The following is a 21,007-nucleotide window of genomic DNA, read 5'->3' on the forward strand; positions in this document are numbered from 1 at the left end:
TCTCGGTCAACGTTTATTTTAATGGCAAATAATGCCTCTTTTGATTTTATGGAAATGAGCGCCTGCATCGGGCTTATTACAGGAGTTTATTGTGGAAAAAGGCATTCCCGTTATTTTTATATTCTTATTGTTTCCCTGGAGCTACCCGGCCACCGCCGCCCGTTATGATCGGGAGCATGAAGGGGTCTCGCCTGTGTTGTTTCGCAAGAAACTGAAAGAAGTAGCCCACGGCCTGTGGGACGAAATGGGTAATGAAAAACAGCGGTCGCTGATGGCGACGCCAAGCGAAGACAATATGCTGGCCCTGCGTAAAGGCTGCAAGGCCCAGGGAAAAACTGCTTCCGCCACGGGTGAACCGCATCCGTCGGCCTTGCCACGCGAAGAACAGCCGTTGCTTATCGACGGCTGCTAGCCCCAACGGCATTAATGGAGTTTATGCTTTTGAAATTGACCTCTGTGATTGCGGCGGCGTTCACCTTGCTGGCGTCTTGCTGTTGCTATTCATTTGTCGACCGGCACGCTCAGCACGCAGCCTCTGATGCGAAAGACGATGCCGTTGACTATCGGCAGCGGTTTAACGGGCTGTTGCAACATCTCTGGTACGTAGAGCAAATCCGTTCGGAACAGGCGCGGCTTGCCGATTTGCGGGCGCAGCGAAAAGCGCTGGAGGCCACCATCCATCGATTGGAATCCGAGTTACCCACGGTGGAGCACCGCCAGCGCAAAGAACGTCTGTGCGGCTCGGCCTCTGTGGCGAATCCTTGCCTGCTGGTCAGGCGGTTGCCAATTCCAGTGATGGGGGCGCATCGCTTGTATGTCGGTACTTTTTGTCGCGCAAGGTTCAACTAAAGGCAGGTACTGAGCCGTGGGTGGAGCAGGATAAATTTAATGTTGGGAGTGCATCGATGAAACGGATTTTTTTGGCCTGCGTGGCGCAGTGTTGTTCTTTCTCTTCACAAGCGCTGGTTGATTTGCAATACCATGCCGCACAACCGCTGGATAACAAAATTTCTGAGGATTACCGGCAAAAGCGCAGCGGGCTACAGCATAAGATATGGAGCGCCGAAGGGGTGGCGTTGGCCAATGAAAAGGCGCTTGAACGGGAACGGCAACGGGGATCGACCGAAGAGGCGAACCGGCGGCGCAACAGCACGATGTTCGGTGAACGTCGTTGCGGCAATAAATCCCAGCAGGACGGAACTTGCCGGCTACCGGGCCGCGATAAGGCTTTCCCGAATCTCAAGCGCCGTCATTGATCCCCAGTAACATCGCCGGCATCCGGTCCAATAAGGTGTCGATAGCTGCGCGGGTTTTGGCCGGAAGATAACGAGTCTGTGGCCACACGGCATGAATATCGCTGGGCAGCAGGTGAATATCGCCGAGCACTGGCACCAGTTCGCCGCAGCGGAGATAGCGCGCCAGCAGCCAGTTTGGCAGCCATACCAACCCGGCGCCGGCAACGGCGGCATCGGCCAGCGAATGCAGATCGTCGAGGCGTAGGCGGATATCGATGTTCAGTTTACTCGCAGCGGCATCGGCCTGGAGTTGGCGCCAACCGACGTCCTCACCAAACCGATGATAGGCGATGCCGCTGTGGCCATCGAGCGCGGCAACGCTTTGCGGGTTACCATGCGCAGCCAGATAAGCAGGCGCTGCACACAGTGCAAGGTGTTGGCCGCCCAGTCGACGGGCGATGATGTTCGCGCTGTCATTCAGCGGGCCGATACGTATTGCCAGATCAAAACCTTCCTCTGCCAAATCCGCCACCCGATCATTGAAGGCGATATCGACCTGCAGATTAGGGTAGCGACCGACCAACGCCATCAGCACCGGGGTGATACAGTGGCGGCCCAGCAGTTTCGGTGCGCTGACCCGCAAAGTGCCTTGCGGTTCTCGCCGCCCGCTGTCCAGTTCGGCGTCGGCGGCATCCAGTTCGCTTAGCGCGCGCAGGCAGCGATCGTAATAGGCCTGGCCCTCGTGGGTCAGGCTCAGACCGCGGGCGTTGCGGTGGAACAGCAAAACCCCGAGGCGCTGCTCAAGCCGGGCGATACTTTTACCCACGGCAGAGCGGGTCAGGTGCAGGCGTTCGGCGGCCAGCGAAAAATTGCCGGCTTCGACCACCCGTACGAAGGTCGTAATGCCGGTGAGACGATCGTTCATGGTCAAAATGGGGGTTCCCGTCAGGCTACACAGCCGGTCATTTAAGGCGCTCGTCAGCCTTCTTTAATCCTATAGCATAGTGGATATCGGGCGTCGGGATCCTCCCGCGCTCAAGGGCTCTTGGGGTGACCATGAACAGCTTGTCTTTTATTACCGCCGGTGACGGTTGCAAGATTGCCTACAGGTTTGACGGCGCGGCCGATAAACCGGTTTTGGTGTTATCCAACTCGATTGGCACCGCAATGGCGATGTGGGACGATCACATTGCGGCGTTATCCGCGCACTTTAGCCTGCTGCGCTACGACGGCAGAGGGCATGGCGCGTCAGACGCCCCGGCGGGAGCCTATTCGGTCGCCAGGCTGGGGCGCGACGTGCTTGAACTGCTGGATGCGTTGCAGCTCGAGAAAGTGTTCTTCTGCGGCCTGTCGCTGGGGGGCATGGTCGGGCAGTGGCTTGGCGTACATGCGCCTGAGAGGATCGAAAAGCTGGTTCTGGCCAACACCTCGTCTTATTTGGGGCCGGCAGGGCAATGGGACGAGCGGATTGCCGAACTGCGGCAGGCTGACATGCACGACGTTGCAGAAGGGTTTCTGGCCAACTGGTTTTCGACAGCATACCGGCAGCAACATGCGGCGACGGTGGCCCGATTTCGCACTATGCTGCTGGCCACCCCCATGCAGGGATTGGCCGGGTGTTTTGCCGCCGTTCGCGAGCTGGATATGCGCCGTACGGCGGCATTGATCCTGGCACCGACGCTGGTGATCGCCGGCAGGGATGACACCGTTACCACGCTGCCGCAGGGTGAATTGCTGGCCCGTACGGTGCCGGGCGCAGAGTTACTGGTGTTGCCGGTGGTGCACCTGTCTAACGTCGAGTTGCCCGATGATTTTTTGGCGGCGCTGTTGGATTTTCTGACCGGTTAGGCCGGCCGGCAATACTCTTTCAGCATGGCAAGGGCGTCCGGCTTCAGTTGGTAAAGATAGACCGGCCTGCCGGTAGTACCGTACAGAATACGGGTGCCAAGGATGCCGCTTTCTGCCAGATAGATCAGATATTTACGGCAGGAAACGCGCGAGATGCCGATGGCGTTGGCCAGATTGTCGGTGGAGAACTCGCCGTCATGCTGCTGCTCAATCCATTCGCACACCGTACTCAGCGTGATGGTGGTCAGCCCCTTCGGCAGCTTCTTGCCTTCGCTGCTGCTGGGCTGGCGGCGCAGCAGGCTGTCGACGTCGCTCTGCGAAAACTCGCGTTGCGCCAGGATCTGCGACTGCTGTTGGTAGTTGTTCAACGCCTCTTTGAAACGGGTGAATTGGAAAGGCTTGATCAGATAATCCACCACGCCGTAGTGCAGCGCGCGTTGCACCGTGTCCACGTCGCTGGCGGAAGAAATGATGATGACGTCGGTTTTTTCGCCCAGTTCGCGCAGGCCGGGCAGCAGATCCAGCCCGTTTTCCTGCTGCATATAAATGTCCAGCAGCACCAGATCGACCGGGACGTTGGCGTCGGCCAGCAATGCGCGCGCCTGCGCCAGCGTGGCGACCGTTGCCTGGCAGTGAAAACCGCTGACCTGGCTCAAATAGTATTTATTGAGCTCCGCTACCATAGGATCGTCATCGATAATCAATACGTTAATCATGGGTTCAGTCCTTGGCCCGATAGGGGATATGCACAAAAAATTGGGTTAGCTCACCCGGTTCAGAGTCGAAATCAATGCTGCCGCCCAACTTCTCCAGGCTGCTGCGGATCAGCGCCAGCCCAATACCGCGCCCCGGCCCTTTAGTGGAAAACCCTTGCTCAAAAATACGCGCGCCGATAGCCGGATCGATACCGGGGCCGTCATCACTGACAATACAGTGTAAGCGATCCTCATTGTGATGGAAGCTCAGGTTGATCTCATGCCCTTCAACGCCGTCGATGGCGTCGATAGCGTTTTCAATCAGATTGCCCAGCACGCTGATCAGCACATGGGTGGTTTCCGCATCGTCGGTTTCCGGCAGCAGGCTGGCCTCATCAATGGTCAGCTCAATGCCTGCCTCATGGGCGCGGCTGATCTTGCCGATAAAGAAGCCCGCGACCTCCGGCGACTGGATCTTGCGCAGCAGCGCGCCGATTTCTTCCTGATAGTTGCTGGCAGTGTTGATGATGTAGTTTTCCAACTGCTGGTAAGCCTTCATATGCAACATACCGAGGATCACATGCAGCTTGTTCATAAACTCATGCGACTGCACGCGCAGCGCGTCGGCGTAGTGCGCCATGCCGCTCAGGCGCTGCACCAACTGGCTGACCTCGGTTTTATCGCGGAAGGTGGCGATGGCGCCGATAACCTGGCCTTTGACGATCACCGGCACGGTATTGGTTAACAGCTCGCTGCCGTTAAAATTAATCTGCCGGTCGCGCAGCGGCTTGCCACTGGCCAGCACCTCCGCCAGATGCAACAGGGCCGGCCAATGCTTGCTGGCAGATTCCAGCAGCAAATTCTCAAGTGGCCCGCATTGACGCAGCAGCCGTTTGGCTTCATCGTTGACGATGGTGATGCGCGATTGATTATCGACCGCAATCACGCCTTCTTTAATGGACTGCAGCATGGCGTTGCGTTGTTCGAACAGGTTGGATATTTCGTAGGGTTCAAAGCCGAGCATGATGCGCTTCAGCGCTCTCACCAGGAAGAAGGTGCCGAGCGTGCCGACCAGCGCGGCGAAGGCGATGGTCCAGTAAATAATCCAGCGGCTTTCGCCCACCACTCGGCGGACGGTATCCAGTGCGATGCCGAGCGACACCACGCCGATCTGCTGCCGCTGCGCGTCATAGACCGGGACAAAAACCCGTAATGATGGCCCCAGCGAACCGCGAGTGATGGCGCTGTTGGTTTTGCCGTGCAGCGCCGGCTCCAGATCCTCGCCGATAAAATGCTGGCCGATGCGCCAGGGTTTGGGGTGCGAGTAACGGATGCCTTTCATATCGACCACCACCACGAACAACAGCTCGTTCTGCTTACGCACCTGCTCGGCAAAGCGCTGGATTTCGCCGCTGCGATCCTGACGCTCAAGACCCTCGACCACGGTGGAAGAGAGCGCCAGCGTATTGGCAATCGCCATGGCTTTTTGCTGTAACTGATCTTGCCCCTCTTGGTTCATCTGCACAAAAAACAGCGCAAACACCACCAGCAGCACCGAAGCAATAATGGCGGACACCATCAGCGTGAGCGTGGTGCTAAGCTTCAGTGGGATCCGTTGTTTGGGCATGGCGGTTCTCCGAATGGCGATATCAACGATTCTTGCGGGGAATAGGCTGCAGGGCAGTGACCGGCAGCAGGTTATAACATGCCGCCGCCGGGTGAGGGATTATTTTAGTTACAAAAGCCGCCTTCAGGGCTGATGGTAGATTTCCAGCGCCTGCTGGCCGCTGGCGCCCTGGTGGATGATCGCCATTAGCGCACTGACCACTTTTGACGGATTGCTGTGCTGATAAACGTTACGGCCATACACCATGCCGGATGCGCCTTGCGCCATCAGTGCGGCGGACTTCTCCAGCACCGCGCCCAGTTCGCCTTTGCCGCCGCCGCGCACCAGCGTCGGGCAGCGTGCCGCTTCCACGATGCGGTGAAAATCGTCCACCCGCTCGGTCGGATCGGCCTTGATAATGTCGGCGCCCAGTTCACGTGCCAGCCGTACCAGAGGCACCATTTTTTCCACATCGCCCAGCGAGCCGTAAGCGGCGCCCTGGCCGGGCGGGGCCATCACCAGCGGTTCGATCATCAGCGGCATGGCGTAGCGATCGCAGGCATGGCGCAGCCGGCCGATGTTTTCCACGCACTGGCGGAAAATGCCCGGCTCATCGGGGATCAGGTACAGGTTAACCACCACCGCTGCGGCATCCATTTGCAGCGCGGCGAGGATCGGTGCGTCCGGGTTATGCAGCACCGCCCACATTTCGCGGTGGCGAGCGGCGTTATAGGCATTGCCGACGTCGGTGCGCATCACCAGCGCCGGTTTGTCGCGCTGCGGCGAGCGTTGCAGCAAATCCGCCTGGCCGTAATTAACCTGAATGGCATCCGGCCGGGCGGCGATCAAGCTGCCCATGACCCGTTCGATATCCTCCAGGCCGATCAAAAAATCCGGTTCATTGGCGATGCCGTGGTCGATCGCCACATCGAGGCATTTGCCGTTATTAAACAGCCGGTTCATCCGTACCTTACTGCTGAGCTGCATGTCAGATCCTCCTGAAAATAGGGATATATCCAGTATCGCTGAGTAAGCATGAGCATGAAATGGGGAAACCGCAAACTGCGCGCTCGCTCGCACATTTACTGAGAAACCCGCGCGCCATTTTCTATTGCTGCGGGCGTTAACTGCGGCTGAGCGCAGCAAAGCCGACACAGGGTTGATGGCTTTTGCGCCATTTGTTAGATCCGTGTCATGTTTTTGTTACTTGGTCATTCCAAAACGCATGTTTCGCTTGTTTGAGTTAAAAAGTTTCAATAATCTCAATTATGAAATAAACATTTGATAATGGCGTGATGACCTGAATTTACCGCCAAGGTGTATATTTCAATCTGTTGTTTTTATTCTATTTTGAGATATAGATCAAAATTTTACACACCGCCCGAATACGCAGAAAAAGCGGTAAATCTGCCGTATCAAAGGGATAACACCGACCGGATTGTTGTTTGAATGTAAAAAATATTTTTCATTAGCTGTCAAATCAACAGGCATCTTCATTCTAACGATTAAAGGGTACAGAACATGAAGCTGAAGAAACTGATCGTCACCTCGGTACTGATGTGCATGTTGCCGGCCAGCGTGTTGGCGAAAGACATCAAGATCGGCGTTTCAATGGCTTATTTCGATGATAACTTCCTCACCATCCTGCGCCAGTCAATGCAGAACAAAATGAAGGCGGACGGCAACGTCAGCGGTCAGTTTGAAGATGCCAAAGGGGATATTGCCCAGCAAATTCAACAGGTCGAAAACTTTGTCAGTCAGGGCGTCGACGCCATCATTCTCAACCCGGTCGATACCCAGGGCGTGAAGCCGATGATCAAACTGGCGGAAAACGCCAAGATCCCATTGGTGTTCGTCAACCGTCGTCCGGAAGTCACGCTGCCGGCGGGCATGGCTTATGTGGGCTCAGACTCCAAACTGGCCGGTAAGCTGCAAATGGAAGAGTTGGCCAAGCAGATGAACGGCAAGGGCAACGTGATGATCCTGATGGGCGAGCTGTCCAATGAAGCGACCCGCGACCGTACTCGCGGTGTGGAAGAGGTGGCGGCCAAGTACCCCGGCATCAAAATCCTCGATAAACAAACCGCCAAGTGGGGCCGTAAAGAAGCCGTCGACATTACCACCGACTGGGTGCTGACCGGTCAGCAGATTGATGCCATCGCCTCCAATAACGACGAAATGGCCATCGGCGCTATCCTGGCGCTGAAGCAGGCGAAGAAAAGCGGCGTGCTGGTGGCCGGCGTTGACGGCACTCCGGACGCGCTGGAGTTCATCAAGAAGGGCGATCTGGCGCTGAGCGTATTCCAGGACGCCAAAGGCCAGGGTGAGGGCGCGGTGCAAACCGCTATTCAACTGGTGAAAGGCGAGAAAGTGGAAAGCAATGTGCTGATCCCTTACCAACTGATCACCAAGGCCAATTATCAGGAATTTGCCGACAAGAACAGAAAATAAGCGTTAAAGCAGCGCGGCTATACCCTATGAATTTCATGCTGCAGCTAGGCGCCCAGCTTGCTAATCCCCAGGCGCTTACTTTAGTAAGTAACTGGGGTAAGCAAGAGCAGGTAACAACGCTGCAGTTTGAAAGGCGACGGGTATATATCCCTTGCCGTATTTACCCGGCACACGGCGGTAAATACGGCAGGGATGCATTGACGAACGGCGGAGGTTATCAGTATGTATCCTTATGTTCTTGAGGCTGAAGGCATCAGTAAGCAGTTCCCCGGCGTGAAGGCGCTGGACAAGGTCTCAATTAAAATCAAACCAGGCAGCGTACACGCGTTAATGGGGGAGAACGGCGCGGGTAAATCGACGCTGATGAAATGTTTAATCGGCATTTATCACCCCGATGAAGGCACCATTAAAATAAAAGGCGAGCCGGTGATCTTCAGCGATACGCTGCAGGCGCTGCATTCGGGTATTTCCATGATTCACCAGGAGCTTAACCTGGTGCCTTATATGACGGTGGCGGAAAACATCTGGCTGGGGCGTGAACCGGTGCGGCTTGGCTTCGTCAATCATGACGAGCTGAACAGGAAAACCCGCGATCTGCTGTCGCGGCTGAACATCAAGTTAAAACCGGAGACCCTGGTCGGCGAACTTAGCATCGCCAGCCAGCAAATGGTGGAGATCGCCAAGGCGGTTTCCTATAACGCAGACGTCCTGATTATGGACGAACCCACCTCGGCGCTGACCGAAAGCGAGGTCGGGCACCTGTTCGCCATCATTCGCGAGCTGCGTGAACAGGGCAAAGGCATTATTTATATCAGCCACAAGATGGATGAGATTTTTGCCATCACCGATGAAGTGAGTATTTTCCGCGACGGCACCTTTATCGCCTGCGATAAAACCGAAAACCTGACCAAGCAGTCGCTGATCACCATGATGGTGGGACGCGAACTGACCCAAATGTTCCCCAAGTTCAACAACAATATCGGCGAGGAAGTGCTGCGGGTCGAAGGGTTGCGGCGTTCGGACTGGTTCCACGATGTCTCGTTCAGCGTTAAACGTGGCGAGATCCTCGGCGTCGCCGGGCTGGTGGGCGCAGGCCGCAGCGAGGTGATGGAAAGTTTGTTCGGCATGCACCCGGCGGACGGTGGCAGCATCTTTATCGAGGGTAAGGCGGCAACGGTTGATTCTCCCTCAAAGGCCATCGAGCTGGGGCTGGCTTTTCTTACCGAAGATCGCAAAAAGTCCGGGTTGTTTCTGGTGCTGTCGGTGGTCGAGAACATGAGTATCGTCAACCTGTCGGAATACATCGGCAAGAACGGGTTTGTCAGCCATGTGCAAATGGCCAAAGACTGCATGGAGCAGATCAAAAAGCTCAACATCAAAACCCCGACCATGGATCAAATCATCAATAACCTGAGCGGCGGCAATCAGCAGAAGGTGCTTATCGCCCGCTGGCTGCTGGCGCAGCCGAAAATATTGATTCTCGACGAGCCCACGCGCGGTATCGACGTGGGGGCGAAAGCGGAAATCTATCGCCTGATCAGCGAGCTGGCGAACCGTGGCGTCGCCATTATTTTGGTGTCCTCGGAATTGCCGGAAATCCTCGGCATGAGCGACCGGGTGATGGTCATGCACGGCGGCCGTATTACCGGCATTTTGGATAAAGAAGAAGCGGATCAGGAAAAAATCCTGGCGCTGGCCTCTGAATAACGCAAAGGTGAACCACCATGAGTAATGTAAAAATCGAGAAGCCGCTTGCGGGTAAAGCGCCACTGTTCTCTGGCCTGAGCGGCAAAATGCCGAAAGACACCGGCATCTTTATCGTGATGATCGGCATCGCGCTGATATTCGAAATTCTCGGCTGGTATATTCGCGATCAGTCATTCCTGATGAACCCCAACCGACTGTTGTTGATCGTGCTGCAGGTGGCGATTATCGGCATCATTGCCGTTGGCGTTACCCAGGTCATTATCACCACCGGCATCGATCTTTCATCCGGCTCGCTGATTGCGCTGACGGCGGTGGTGGCGGCCAGCCTGGCGCAAACCTCCGACAGCATTTCACCGATGTACCCGGCACTGCTCGATTTACCGGCGGCGATCCCGATCGGCGCGGGGATAGGGGTGGGCATCGTTTGCGGTTTCATCAACGGTTTCCTGATTACCCGCACCGGCATTCCGCCTTTTATCGCCACTCTGGGCATGATGGTGTCGGCGCGCGGCCTGGCGCAGTATTACACCCAGGGTAACCCGGTCAGCTTCCTGTCCGACGGGTTTACCTCGATCGGCCAGGGCGCGATGCCGGTGATCATCTTCCTGGTGATTGCGGTGATCTTCCATATTGCGCTGAAACATACCCGCTACGGCAAATATATCTACGCCATCGGCGGCAACATGACCTCGGCCCGGGTATCCGGCATCAACGTCAATAAATACCTGGTGACGGTGTATACCATCGCCGGTGGTCTGGCGGGGTTGGCGGGGGTGGTGCTGGCGGCGCGCGTCAGTAGCGGCCAGTCGAGCATGGGGATGTCTTATGAACTGGACGCCATCGCCGCGGCGGTGATCGGCGGCAGCAGCCTGATGGGCGGCGTCGGGCGCATTACCGGCACGCTGATCGGCGCGGTGATCCTCGGGCTGATTAAAAGCGGCTTCACCTTTATCGGCGTGGACTCCTACATTCAGGACATTATCAAAGGCGTGATTATCGTCGCCGCCGTGTCGATCGACATGCACCGTAACCGCAAAAAACACTGATTGCCGTGAATTTCCGCCGGAGCAACCTGGCCGGCGGTATTTTTTTACCTCTGGGGAATCACCATGAAATACTTAAAAAAAATCGTGCTGGTGGCGGCGCTCAGCTGTTCCACCTCGGCGCTGGCGGAAACCATCGGCGTGTCGATGGCCTATTTTGACCAGAACTTCCTGACCATTATCCGCCACTCGATAGACAAAGAGGCCAAGGCGCGCGGTATCACCGTGCAGTTCGAAGACGCACGTGGCGACGTTGGCCGCCAGACCGATCAGGTGCAGAGCTTTATCAGTGCCGGCGTGGACGCGATTATTGTCGATCCGGTTAATTCGGCGGGTACGCCGGCCATTACCAAACTGGTGACGAAGGCGGGGATTCCGTTGGTGTACGTGAACCGCACGCCGGGCGACAGCAAGTTGCCTTCCGGCGTGGTGTTTGTCGGTTCCGACGAGAAAGAGTCCGGCACCCTGCAAATGGAAGAGTTGGCGCGTCTGGCGAACTACAAGGGCAATGTCGCGATCATGATCGGTAATCTGACCGATGCCGGTGCGCTGCAACGCACCAAAGACGTTGAGCAGGTGGTAGCGAAGTACCCGAACATGAAGGTAGTGCAAAAGCAAAGTGCCAACTACTCGCGCAGCGAAGGCATGGATTTGATGATGAACTGGGTCACTAACGGCGAACCTATCGATATTGTCGCCGCCAACAACGACGAGATGGCGATTGGCGCGATCATGGCATTGCAGCAGGCCGGCAAGCGTGACAGTAAAGTGCTGATCGGCGGCATCGACGCCACCCCGGACGGCCTGAAGGCGCTGTCTTCCGGCAAGATGCAGGTGACGGTATTCCAGGACGCCGTTGGCCAGGGCAAAGCCTCGGTCGACGTAGCGCAGCGGATGATCAAAGGCGAAAAGCTGGAGCCGTATTATTGGATCCCGTTTGAACTGGTGACGCCGGCCACTATGCAAAAGTTCGTGACGAAGCAGTGACTCCGGCTGGTTGAGGTTAGGGCGCTGCTAATGCAGCGCCCTGGTTGGCACTGGCGTTATAAAGGGCGTTACCAGCCCTTCACCGCGTCGCCCTTGTAGATGTCGGCTGCGCTGGCGGCCACTTCATCGGTCTGGTAGGCCTTGACCAAATCCTTCACGTTTTCGTTGTCTTTGTTATCGATGCGGGTGGCGAAGATATTGACGTAAGGCGAGTTTTTATCTTCGACAAACAGACCGTCCCTGGCCGGTGACAGGCCGATCTGGCTGGCGTAGTTGGTATTGATAATCGCCAGCGCTACCTGTTTATCGTCCAGCGCGCGCGGCAACTGTGGCGCTTCGATCTCGACGATTTTCAATTTCTTCGGGTTACCGACGATGTCCAACGCGGTGGGCAGCAAGCCGACGCCGTCTTTCAGAACGATCAGACCCTGTTTTTGCAACAGCAGCAGCGAGCGGCCGAGGTTGGTGGGATCGTTCGGCACGGCGATCTGCGCGCCGTCCGGCAGTTGGCTGAGCGAGGTGATTTTTTTCGAATAACCGGCTATCGGGTAAACGAAGGTGTTGCCCACCGCGACCAGCTTGTAGCCGCGTTCCTGAATTTGCTTGTCCAGGTAAGGCCGGTGCTGGAAGGCATTAATATCCAGATCGCCGTTGTTCAATGCCTCGTTGGGCAGTACGTAGTCATTGAACGTCACCACTTCCACATCCAGGTTGTACTTCTGTTTGGCGACCTTCTGTACCACTGCCCACATCGATTGATCGATGCCGGAGCTGATGCCGACCTTAATATGATGGCTGTCTTGATCCGCTGGCCCGCAGGCGGTGAGCAGCAGGGTGCCGGCTACCGCCAAGGTTGCGGCGAGTTTTTTTAGCGTAAATGTCATTTTCCCAGAGTCCTTTTCAAAATAGCCTGCTGGTTATTGCAGGATAAGCAGTGACGATGACTCTAAGTAAACGTCAGGATAAAACAAAAGACGGATTCACTATGATTAATAGCGATTTGCTATGAGCAAGCTCAGGCGTCGCCGATCGTGAAATAACGGGAATCGGATTGCTCTGTTTGTGCCTCTGTTCTCCGGTTTGTTTTGACTGCGGATCCACCGGGTTATTATGATGTTCGCAGGCCCGGCAGGGGTAGAATTCACGAAAGGAAAATACAATGCGATTTAACATCTGGAGCAAGGCGCTGCTGCCGTTGGTGGTGTTGGCCTGCGTATCGACGGCGCAGGTGCAGGCGGCGGATCAGAGCCGGCAGGCGGCAGTTGAGCCCATCCCCAAAACATTGTTGGGTAACTGGCATGTCAGCAAAATTTTGCCGACGCAAACCGTGGGCTGCTGGGACGAACAGCAGGCAAAAAACCTGGTCGGCGGCAAAATCAGTTATAAGGCCGATGGCTTCAACTGGAACGGCACCGCATTGAAAAATCAGGGAGCGACCCTCAGCACGGTTGAGGCGCAGGAGTTTGTCGAGGACAATTCCGGCAGCAGTTCCTACATTGACTTCCCGATGCTGGGCATCAGCACGCCTTCGGTTGAGCGGGTGACAATCCAGCACGCCGACACCGAGATTAAAGGCATTACCGATCAAGGCACCGAAGGCGTACCCGGCGACAACGTGCTGGTGAAAGACGCCAACACGCTGATTTTGTCGGTTTGCAATGTGTGGTTTGAAGTGCAGCGAGTGCGCTGATCCCCTCAGGCCCCGGCAGCGGGGCCATTCCCGCCAATATCCCCGTCCGATCGCTGCGTTTCTGAACTAAAATTAACCATAACGATATCGCCCTGATGGGATATCGGAGCCTCGGCTCTCTACCGAGTCAATGACAGGAGGCGCTATGTGTTATCAACATATTTTAATTACCACAGATCTGAGCGATGACGGCAAACGGCTGGTTGAAAAAGGCGCGTTGCTGGCCGCTGCGCTGAAGGCCAAACTCTCCCTGATCTACGTGGACGTTCATTACGATACCTATCACGCGGCGATTGGCTTTTCGGAGAGAAGCTACGACGGCGTATCTTTCGACGATAAGATCAAGAAAGAGATGGAACCGATGACCCAAAATGTGAATTACCCGATCCACGAGGTGATTATCGGGCGCGGGGATTTTATTGAACAATTGCAGAACGCGGTAGTGGATAAAGGGATAGATCTGGCGATCTTCGGCCATCATCACGACCTGTGGAACAACCTGTTTTCATCGACCCGCCATGCCATCAATCAGCTGAACGTCGACGTGCTGGTGATCCCGATTAAACAGTAACGCATCAACAAACCGCGCCGCTGCGCGGTTTGTCGCCTTCAGGCTACCAAACCCCTCAAGATAAACGCGCGAAAGGTCTCTTTCTGCCGGCAAGCGGAACAGAGGGCGTTCGTCTCAAAAACGACAAAAATCAGGTAACCCAACAAAAGTTAGCTTTTGAGAGGAATGCGGTTACCCGTTTGTTTTTACGAGATTATTGTAAGAATAAAATGCTTCATCATGCCTAATGGTTATTTTTGACTGCGTTAAGCGGCAATCGCAGATTTTATGATGTGACGTGGATCACAAAAAACACGCTGAAACCTTATACATCGGTATTACGATCGCCTTCCCAAATTCGATGGGAATATATAAAAGCCGCTTTACTGGGTGTTAAGCCCGTTATAAAACAAACGCATGTTTAAAAACAAACAAGTGTCCAATATGACCAGCAGAGAAAAACAGATATTGCAGCTTCTGAGACGCGATCCTTTGATCCCACAGCAGGAAATTGCCGATGTTTTAGGTATTAGCCGCTCTGGTGTTGCAGGACATATTATGAATTTAATGAATAAAGGATATATAAAAGGAAAGGGCTACATATTATCGGAACACAGCTACGTGGTTACCGTAGGTTCAACCAATATGGATGTCTGCGGTTATTCCTCGTCAAAATTAGTGTATGAAGACTCTAACCCAGGAAAAATAAAATGTACTCCCGGCGGCGTCGGCAGAAATATTGCGCAGAATGTCGCTTTGCTAGGCCGTGAATGCCACCTTATTTCCGTCGTCGGCGACGATTTTTATGGTGAAACGCTCTTGGAGCAGGCAAAGCTGGCGGGGGTGCATATCGGCAGCTTCCACAAGCTGCATGGTGAAAATACGTCGACCTATATCTCGTTGCTCGATGCCGGCGGTGAAATGTTGGTGGCCATTAATGATATGCGGATCCTGGAGAAGCTGACGCCGGCATTATTAGCGACGTCCAAAGACCTTATTCAGCATGCGGGCGTGTTGGTGGTTGACTGCAACCTCACCGAGGAGGCTCTGGCCTGGTTATTCGGCCATTGCGGCAACGTACCGATCTTTGTCGATACCGTCTCGGCGTTTAAAGCGCCAAAAATCCGCAGTTGGCTCTCGCATATTCATACTTTAAAACCGAATCGCCTCGAGGCCGAAATCCTCAGCGGCATGACGATTAGTGGGCCGCAGGATGCGCAACCGGTTGCCCACTGGTTCCATCAGCAGGGCGTACAGCGGCTGGCGCTCAGCATGGGGGCTGAAGGTGTTTATTACAGCGAGATTGACGGGCAAAACGGCTGGTCACGGCCGCTGATGGTCGACGTGGTTAATGTGACCGGTGCCGGCGATGCCATGATGGCGGGGCTGGCCCACTGTTGGCTGGAGGACATGACGCTGGCGGACAGCATCCGCTTCGCCCAAGGCTGCTCTGCGTTAACGCTTTTATCTGAATTTACCAATAACCCTAATCTGTCGAATGGCAGTGTCCAAAAACTGTTGGAGCTTCAATCATGAAAACGACCCTTATCACCCATGACTACCTGGATATTTCAGCGGAAGTGGCCGAAGCCCTGGCCAATAAGCGCCCGGTTGTCGCTCTGGAATCCACCATTATCTCCCATGGCATGCCGTATCCGCAGAACGCGCAAACCGCGTTGGAGGTTGAGCAAAAAATCCGCGATAACGGCGCAGTACCCGCCACTATCGCCATTATAAATGGCCGCATGAAAGCGGGATTAACGCGTGCTGAAATTGAGCTGCTGGGCAAAGAAGGCCATAACGTGGCGAAGGTGAGCCGCCGCGATCTGCCGTTTATCGTCGCCGCCGGCAAGCACGGCGCCACGACCGTGGCCTCTACCATGATTATCGCCGAGATGGCGGGGATCCACGTATTTGCCACCGGCGGTATCGGCGGGGTTCACCGCGGCGCCGAACAGACCTTTGATATCTCCGCGGATCTGCAGGAACTGGCGCGAACCAATGTCGCGGTGATCTGCGCCGGCGCCAAGTCCATTTTGGATTTAGGGCTGACTACCGAATATCTCGAGACGCACGGTGTGCCGCTGATTGGCTACCGGACGCAAACGCTGCCGGCATTCTTTTGCCGCACCAGCCCTTTCTCGGTGAGCATCCGGTTGGATGAACCTGCGGAAATCGCGCGAGCAATGGCGACCAAATGGCAGGCTGGCCTGGGCGGCGGCATGGTTATCGCCAACCCTATTCCGGCGCAGTATGCGGTGCCGGAAGACAAAATTAATGCCGCCATTGAGCAGGCGGTGCAAGAATCCGTTGAGCAGGGCGTACATGGCAAAGACAGCACGCCATTTTTACTGGCGCGCGTAGCCGAGTTGACCGGCGGCGATAGCCTGAACGCCAATATTCAATTGGTGTTCAATAACGCCAAACTGGCGGCGCAGATCGCCTGCTGCTACCAGCAGGCTGCGGCATAAGAGTTCGCCGTTTCTTAAGTTTTATCCGGTAAAAAATCAATAAAAAAGCCAGCCTGAAAGGTGGCGGGGCACGCTTTGTCTCGCACGCCTTTCAGGTATCGACCTATCTATATCCTTTGACGTTCAAGTTGCCGCCAATAACGCTGCAGCTTGAATGATAAGGGGTAAATTAAGGATGGATTTATGGACTTATTACGCAGCTTATTGGGTATCTGTATTCTTCTCCTTATCGCTTTTGTTTTTTCCAACAACCGAAAGAAAATAAGTTTAAGAACGGTGGGTGCGGCGTTATTTCTGCAGATAGTGCTTGGCGCCATTATGCTTTATATCCCGGCGGGGAAATGGCTGGTTAATGCGATAGCCGGCGGTGTTAATAAAGTGATCTCTTATAGCGATGCAGGCAGTACTTTTATTTTTGGCGGATTGGTGGGGCCAAAAATGAACGTTTTATTTGATGGCGCCGGGTTTGTTTTCGCCTTCCATGTGCTTCCTGCCATCATATTCATTACCTCGCTGATCTCGATTCTCTATTACCTCGGCGTGATGGGGTGGGTGATCAACCTATTGGGCTATGTTTTTCAGAAAATGCTGCGGGTCAGCAAGGTGGAGGCTTTTGCCGCCGTAACCACCATCTTTCTGGGGCAAAACGAACTGCCGGCGGTGTTAAAGCCTTTCATCAACAAGATGAACCGCAACGAGCTATTCACGGTAATTTGCAGCGGAATGGCATCGATAGCCGGTTCGATGTTGGTCGGCTATGCCGGGCTGGGCGTACCCATTGAATATTTGCTGGCGGCTTCGCTGATGGCGATCCCCGGCGGGATATTGTTTGCGCGCATGCTGAGCCCGGCCACCGAAGCTTCGCAGGTGGCGTTTAGCCAGATGTCGTTCAGTGACAAACGCCCGGCGAGCATTATTGAAGCGGCGGCGAGCGGTGCCATGCTGGGGCTGAAAATTGCGATCGGCGTTGCCACCGTGGTGATGGCGTTTGTGGCGTTGATCGCCCTGATCAATGGCCTTATCGGCGGCGTGGGCGGTTTGTTGGGTTGGCAGAGCCTGAGCCTGGAAAGCCTGTTCGGCTATCTGTTCTCGCCGCTGGCTTACATTATGGGCGTGAACTGGGATAACTCGGGATTGGTCGGCGGGTTGATTGGCCAAAAATTGGCGATCAACGAGTTTGTCGCTTACCTGAACTTCTCGGCGCACCTCAAGGGGACGGCGGCAGCGCTGGATCCCAAAACCATCGCCGTGATTTCCTTTGCCCTGTGCGGGTTCGCCAACTTTGGTTCGATTGCCGTAGTGGTGGGGGCATTCAGCGCAGTTGCGCCGGAGCGCGCTTCGGATATCGCCCGTTTAGGGATGCGCGCCTTGCTGGCGGCGACGCTGTCCAACCTGATGAGCGCCACCATCGCCGGGTTGTTCATCGGCCTGGGCGCGTTGACGATAGCGTCATGACCAATACCAGACTCTTGCTCTGCCTGGCGCTAAGCACCGGGGTTTTATCAGGTTGCTGGGGCTGGCTGGCCGGGCAACTTCAGCTTGCGGGCTGGATAGGCTTTTTAGGCTGCACTACCTATTTCGCCATCCCGCATAAAGGCCCGGCCGGTTTGCTGCGTGGCATGGCGGCCAACATCAGCGGCGTGCTATGGGCTGCCGGCGCCATCCTGTTAACGGCCTCGGCGGGCGCAGTGTACGGCGGCATTCTGACCGGCCTGATTTCGTTTGCCCTGTGCGCGCAATCCCGCTTGCCGCTGCTGGGTTTTGTGCCAGGCAGTTTTATAGGCGCTTGCGCCATGTTTGGGGCGTCGGCCGACGGGCTGGCGGTGATTGAAGCGTTATGCCTGGGCGGTGTGATGGGGTATTTGATGCAAGCGGGCGGCCTGTGGCTGGCAAACTTTCGCCGGCCTTCGAAGGCGCGTCGATAAGAATTTCGTGCCGTAAACTTGCGCATTAGATAAGTGAGCACTAATGTGTAGTCATGAATGAAAATGAGATCTTCAAAGCGCTGGCGGATCCCACCCGTCGTGCCATCTTCGAAAAGCTGGCTATTGGCAGCATGAATGCCAGTGCGCTGCGCGAAGGCATGCAAATCAGCCAATCGGCCATGTCCCAACACCTGGCGGTGCTGCGCCATGCCGGGCTGGTGTGCGAAGAACGGCAGGGCCGCTTCGTCAATTACGAAGTCGATCCCCAGGGCCTGGCGCTGCTCGCCCGTTGGCTGGATAAGTACCGTGCCTTCTGGCCTGCGCAGATAGACAAGTTGAACATTTTGCTCAAGGACATGGACCAATGAACGACATCGGCAGCGAAACACGGGGCGAGCCTTTGGTTCTCGAATACCGGCTCGAGGCACCGCCGGAGAAAGTCTGGCGGGCGCTCGTCATCCCTGAGTTGCGTGAACAATGGTTGCCACAACAGGTATTGGCCGATGCCGAGCCGGTCGTTTCGATACCGGGTGAAGAAATCCGCTATCGGATGCGCGATGACGAACCGCCATTCCTCGAAAGCACGGTGACGTTGCAAATCCGGCCCGGCGCCGATGGTGGCAGCCTGTTGCGCATTATCCATCTATTGGACGACGCACGCCTGACGGCGGCCAACGACAGCGGCCAACCCCTTATGCGGGCCGCCTGACCCTTCATTCATCAACTGTATCTGCAAAACGGAGTTCACCTATGCGTGAAGCGATGTTGCTCGTCCCGACGGTGGTAGAACAATCCAGCCAGGGGGAAAGATCCTTTGATATTTACTCGCGGTTGTTGCGCGATCGCATCATCTTTCTGAATGGCGAAGTCAACGACGCCATCGCCGAACTGGTCTGTGCTCAGTTGCTGTTTCTCGAGGCGGAGAACCCGGAAAAACCCATTCACCTCTACATCAACTCACCCGGCGGCGCCATTACCAGCGGCTTCGCCATTTATGACACCATGCGATTCATCAATGCGCAGGTGCATACGCTGTGCATGGGAACCGCCCGCTCGATGGGGTCGTTTCTGCTGATGGCGGGGGAGCCGGGCCACCGTGCGGCATTACCCAATGCCAGCCTGCATGTTCATCAGCCGTTGGGCGGCTTTCAGGGCCAGGCATCGGATATTTTTATTCATGCCGAAGAGATGCGGCGCACCAAAAAGCGGGTGATCCGGCTGTATGCCGAACATTGCGGCCACAGCGAAGAAGAGGTTGAACAGGTGCTGGATCGCGACCGCTTTATGACGGCCGATGAGGCGGTCGAGTGGGGGCTGGTGGATCGGGTGCTGGTGCGGCGGTAGGGGATAAAGCCGCGTGGCTGCGCGGCTTTGGGGGGAGAGGATCCGAGTTAAATGTTTACCACTCTGTAATCACGTTGCCCTGCACTGGGCGGGAATAGGTAAAACTCAGTTGACCAGCAGGTTTCTTGCCGACGAGAACATTATCTATGTGACCGTCATCCAGCTTGTCTTTCTTTAATTTCTCATACTCTTTTTGCGAAACTCGGATACCGAATTGACTCACTCGTTTTAGCTGACTGGTTTCACTGTCTTTCACCCACATAGGGAAAAGCGAATGTCCTGGCGTTTGTGGTTCTACAATTAAATACCAGCTTTTACCGCCAGAATTATCATAGGTGCGTTCTACCCCCGATTTCTCGCCCACTCGATCGACAATGGTCAGAACCAGTGGCTGCATGATCAGGTCGTAGGTATCGTCCAGCCTCGCCAAAGCCTGCAGCCAAAGGGGAGGGATAACCCGATCATTGAGGTCTGCACGGGTGATGAAATCACGCGCATAGCTAATATCATTATTGACCTTTTCCCGGTCTTGATGAGAGAGCTTGAGATTGCGAAACTTCTGCGTCCTTCGGTCCAGTGTGTAATATAAACCGTCACGCAGACGCTCACGGTCATAAGTCTTGAATGCCACCTCGACCTTGGTCTGTGTGTCGATGGCGTTGTTTGACAGAGCTAAAGTGGCTTCATCGATTTTCTCCGCCAGATCGGGCGCCCATTTGATATAAGACTGCAATTGCGGATCTTTAACTATCTCGCTGAGGGTGTTGTCCCATTTTTGCAGCAGCGGCCAACTGAGCATTAACGTCTTTGCCTGGTTGATCAACGCCAAACTTTGCTGATTCGCCATGCGGAGAGTATTCAGCCGCTGTTGCGTGTTTTCAACTGATGCGAGAGGCTCAGGATGCCTGGTCTGAAAATCGGTCAACAGGTTTTCGGTGTTCGTGATTATCTGGTTGGCTGGCACTTGTGCATAGGTGAAATGCTCCAGCTTCATCTGACTTAGTTGATCAGATAACGCCTGCGCCTGCTTGACCATTTGTTTACTTTGGGTAGTTTGGGCCGTAATGTCTTTTCCCAGAGCGATAAGTTGGCGCTGGGTCATGTAAATATTTAAATTCCAGACCAGGACCAATGCAATAATGATAATGACAAGACCCGCCAGCCATTGCTTACTGGTCATATACAAAAATGCGGCAATGCGTTGGGCCAGGCTCATTTTATTTGCTTGGTAGCGCAAACGTTGAGCAAACCAATTTTTGGTTCCCTGTTCAATCAGTTTATCGTCGATTGTGGTTCCGGTGGACTGATAGTAATCGCGGATTCGTTGTGCCATTTGCTGACGTAATTTGGGCAGGTCCAAATGTTCGTCCAGCGCAATCTGCTGTGCATAAAGTGAATCAATGATAGCCATGGCGCCTAGTTGGTCGCTCAGTTTAAATTCACTCATAGAACACA

Annotated in this window: 23 protein-coding genes; 17 read left to right on the forward strand and 6 right to left on the reverse strand. The window is 55.1% G+C overall.

What is annotated here, in order from left to right:
* Positions 1 to 91: 91 nt before the first annotated feature.
* Genes ACUTQW_RS02830 through ACUTQW_RS02840 form a run of 3 tightly spaced genes read left to right on the forward strand, consistent with a single transcriptional unit; the run spans position 92 to position 1,256 of the window.
* Positions 92 to 412 (forward strand): hypothetical protein, encoded by a 321-nt coding sequence (locus tag ACUTQW_RS02830; RefSeq protein WP_006324756.1) that lies wholly within the window; start codon positions 92 to 94, stop codon positions 410 to 412.
* Positions 413 to 435: 23 nt separating this feature from the next.
* The gene (locus tag ACUTQW_RS02835; protein WP_231106858.1) at positions 436 to 849 is read left to right on the forward strand and encodes a hypothetical protein; all 414 of its coding nucleotides are present in this window, start codon (positions 436 to 438) and stop codon (positions 847 to 849) included.
* A 56-nt stretch (positions 850 to 905) separates the two neighbouring features.
* Positions 906 to 1,256: a hypothetical protein gene (locus tag ACUTQW_RS02840; protein WP_006324758.1), complete on the forward strand. Its 351-nt coding sequence runs from the start codon at positions 906 to 908 to the stop codon at positions 1,254 to 1,256.
* Here ACUTQW_RS02840 and ACUTQW_RS02845 read toward each other — a convergent pair.
* A complete protein-coding gene (locus tag ACUTQW_RS02845; RefSeq protein ID WP_006324759.1) occupies positions 1,240 to 2,160 on the reverse strand; it encodes a LysR substrate-binding domain-containing protein in 921 nt (306 codons plus the stop codon). The two genes, ACUTQW_RS02840 and ACUTQW_RS02845, sit on opposite strands and share 17 nt — an antisense overlap.
* Positions 2,161 to 2,291: 131 nt before the next feature.
* On the opposite strand from ACUTQW_RS02845, the gene pcaD reads away from it, so the two are divergent.
* Positions 2,292 to 3,083, forward strand: coding sequence for a 3-oxoadipate enol-lactonase (gene pcaD, locus ACUTQW_RS02850; RefSeq protein ID WP_006324760.1), 792 nt, complete (start codon positions 2,292 to 2,294; stop codon positions 3,081 to 3,083).
* On the opposite strand, the gene dcuR is transcribed toward pcaD, so the two are convergent.
* The 3 genes from dcuR to ACUTQW_RS02865 form a co-directional block, all read right to left on the reverse strand.
* Positions 3,080 to 3,799, reverse strand: coding sequence for a two-component system response regulator DcuR (gene dcuR, locus ACUTQW_RS02855; protein ID WP_004943147.1), 720 nt, complete (start codon positions 3,797 to 3,799; stop codon positions 3,080 to 3,082). The two genes, pcaD and dcuR, sit on opposite strands and share 4 nt — an antisense overlap.
* Before the next feature lie 4 nt (positions 3,800 to 3,803).
* On the reverse strand, positions 3,804 to 5,405 hold the full coding sequence (locus ACUTQW_RS02860) for a sensor histidine kinase (RefSeq protein WP_037432692.1): 1,602 nt from the start codon (positions 5,403 to 5,405) through the stop codon (positions 3,804 to 3,806).
* Positions 5,406 to 5,528: 123 nt separating this feature from the next.
* On the reverse strand, positions 5,529 to 6,371 hold the full coding sequence (locus tag ACUTQW_RS02865) for a class I fructose-bisphosphate aldolase (RefSeq protein ID WP_004943153.1): 843 nt from the start codon (positions 6,369 to 6,371) through the stop codon (positions 5,529 to 5,531).
* A gap of 534 nt (positions 6,372 to 6,905) precedes the next feature.
* Here ACUTQW_RS02865 and ACUTQW_RS02870 point away from each other — a divergent pair.
* From ACUTQW_RS02870 to ACUTQW_RS02885, 4 genes are all read left to right on the forward strand, one after another.
* The gene (locus tag ACUTQW_RS02870; protein ID WP_004943157.1) at positions 6,906 to 7,835 is read left to right on the forward strand and encodes a sugar ABC transporter substrate-binding protein; all 930 of its coding nucleotides are present in this window, start codon (positions 6,906 to 6,908) and stop codon (positions 7,833 to 7,835) included.
* Between the two features lie 222 nt (positions 7,836 to 8,057).
* On the forward strand, positions 8,058 to 9,542 hold the full coding sequence (locus ACUTQW_RS02875; RefSeq protein ID WP_006324764.1) for a sugar ABC transporter ATP-binding protein: 1,485 nt from the start codon (positions 8,058 to 8,060) through the stop codon (positions 9,540 to 9,542).
* Positions 9,543 to 9,559: 17 nt separating this feature from the next.
* Positions 9,560 to 10,588 (forward strand): ABC transporter permease, encoded by a 1,029-nt coding sequence (locus tag ACUTQW_RS02880; protein ID WP_004943164.1) that lies wholly within the window; start codon positions 9,560 to 9,562, stop codon positions 10,586 to 10,588.
* A gap of 63 nt (positions 10,589 to 10,651) precedes the next feature.
* On the forward strand, positions 10,652 to 11,572 hold the full coding sequence (locus ACUTQW_RS02885; protein WP_006324765.1) for a sugar ABC transporter substrate-binding protein: 921 nt from the start codon (positions 10,652 to 10,654) through the stop codon (positions 11,570 to 11,572).
* Positions 11,573 to 11,640: 68 nt separating this feature from the next.
* Here the strand turns inward: ACUTQW_RS02885 and ACUTQW_RS02890 are convergent, their stop codons facing one another.
* Positions 11,641 to 12,456: a MetQ/NlpA family lipoprotein gene (locus ACUTQW_RS02890; RefSeq protein WP_006324766.1), complete on the reverse strand. Its 816-nt coding sequence runs from the start codon at positions 12,454 to 12,456 to the stop codon at positions 11,641 to 11,643.
* 275 nt (positions 12,457 to 12,731) lie between these two features.
* Here ACUTQW_RS02890 and ACUTQW_RS02895 point away from each other — a divergent pair, with 275 nt between their 5' ends.
* The 9 genes from ACUTQW_RS02895 to ACUTQW_RS02935 all read left to right on the forward strand — a co-directional run bounded on the left by ACUTQW_RS02895 (position 12,732) and on the right by ACUTQW_RS02935 (position 19,552).
* Complete coding sequence (locus ACUTQW_RS02895; RefSeq protein WP_037432694.1) at positions 12,732 to 13,262, forward strand: hypothetical protein; 531 nt, start codon at positions 12,732 to 12,734, stop codon at positions 13,260 to 13,262.
* A gap of 145 nt (positions 13,263 to 13,407) precedes the next feature.
* Positions 13,408 to 13,833, forward strand: a complete 426-nt coding sequence (locus tag ACUTQW_RS02900; protein WP_004943174.1) for a universal stress protein — start codon at positions 13,408 to 13,410, stop codon at positions 13,831 to 13,833.
* A 396-nt stretch (positions 13,834 to 14,229) separates the two neighbouring features.
* Positions 14,230 to 15,348, forward strand: coding sequence for a PfkB family carbohydrate kinase (locus ACUTQW_RS02905; protein WP_004943176.1), 1,119 nt, complete (start codon positions 14,230 to 14,232; stop codon positions 15,346 to 15,348).
* Positions 15,345 to 16,283: a pseudouridine-5'-phosphate glycosidase gene (locus ACUTQW_RS02910; protein ID WP_006324769.1), complete on the forward strand. Its 939-nt coding sequence runs from the start codon at positions 15,345 to 15,347 to the stop codon at positions 16,281 to 16,283. Before ACUTQW_RS02905 ends, ACUTQW_RS02910 begins: the two co-directional genes overlap by 4 nt.
* A gap of 183 nt (positions 16,284 to 16,466) precedes the next feature.
* The gene (locus ACUTQW_RS02915; RefSeq protein WP_006324770.1) at positions 16,467 to 17,738 is read left to right on the forward strand and encodes a NupC/NupG family nucleoside CNT transporter; all 1,272 of its coding nucleotides are present in this window, start codon (positions 16,467 to 16,469) and stop codon (positions 17,736 to 17,738) included.
* Positions 17,735 to 18,208, forward strand: coding sequence for a DUF1097 domain-containing protein (locus ACUTQW_RS02920; protein ID WP_006324771.1), 474 nt, complete (start codon positions 17,735 to 17,737; stop codon positions 18,206 to 18,208). Before ACUTQW_RS02915 ends, ACUTQW_RS02920 begins: the two co-directional genes overlap by 4 nt.
* A 53-nt stretch (positions 18,209 to 18,261) precedes the next feature.
* Positions 18,262 to 18,576, forward strand: a complete 315-nt coding sequence (locus ACUTQW_RS02925) for an ArsR/SmtB family transcription factor (protein WP_006324772.1) — start codon at positions 18,262 to 18,264, stop codon at positions 18,574 to 18,576.
* A complete protein-coding gene (locus ACUTQW_RS02930) occupies positions 18,573 to 18,917 on the forward strand; it encodes an SRPBCC family protein (RefSeq protein ID WP_006324773.1) in 345 nt (114 codons plus the stop codon). Before ACUTQW_RS02925 ends, ACUTQW_RS02930 begins: the two co-directional genes overlap by 4 nt.
* 41 nt (positions 18,918 to 18,958) lie before the next feature.
* Complete coding sequence (locus ACUTQW_RS02935) at positions 18,959 to 19,552, forward strand: ATP-dependent Clp protease proteolytic subunit (RefSeq protein ID WP_037430698.1); 594 nt, start codon at positions 18,959 to 18,961, stop codon at positions 19,550 to 19,552.
* Positions 19,553 to 19,607: 55 nt separating this feature from the next.
* Here the strand turns inward: ACUTQW_RS02935 and ACUTQW_RS02940 are convergent, their stop codons facing one another.
* Positions 19,608 to 20,999, reverse strand: a complete 1,392-nt coding sequence (locus ACUTQW_RS02940; protein WP_037430701.1) for a DUF6384 family protein — start codon at positions 20,997 to 20,999, stop codon at positions 19,608 to 19,610.
* Between the last annotated feature and the right edge of the window lie 8 nt (positions 21,000 to 21,007).

It is taken from the genome of Serratia sp. TSA_7 (genome assembly GCF_052692135.1).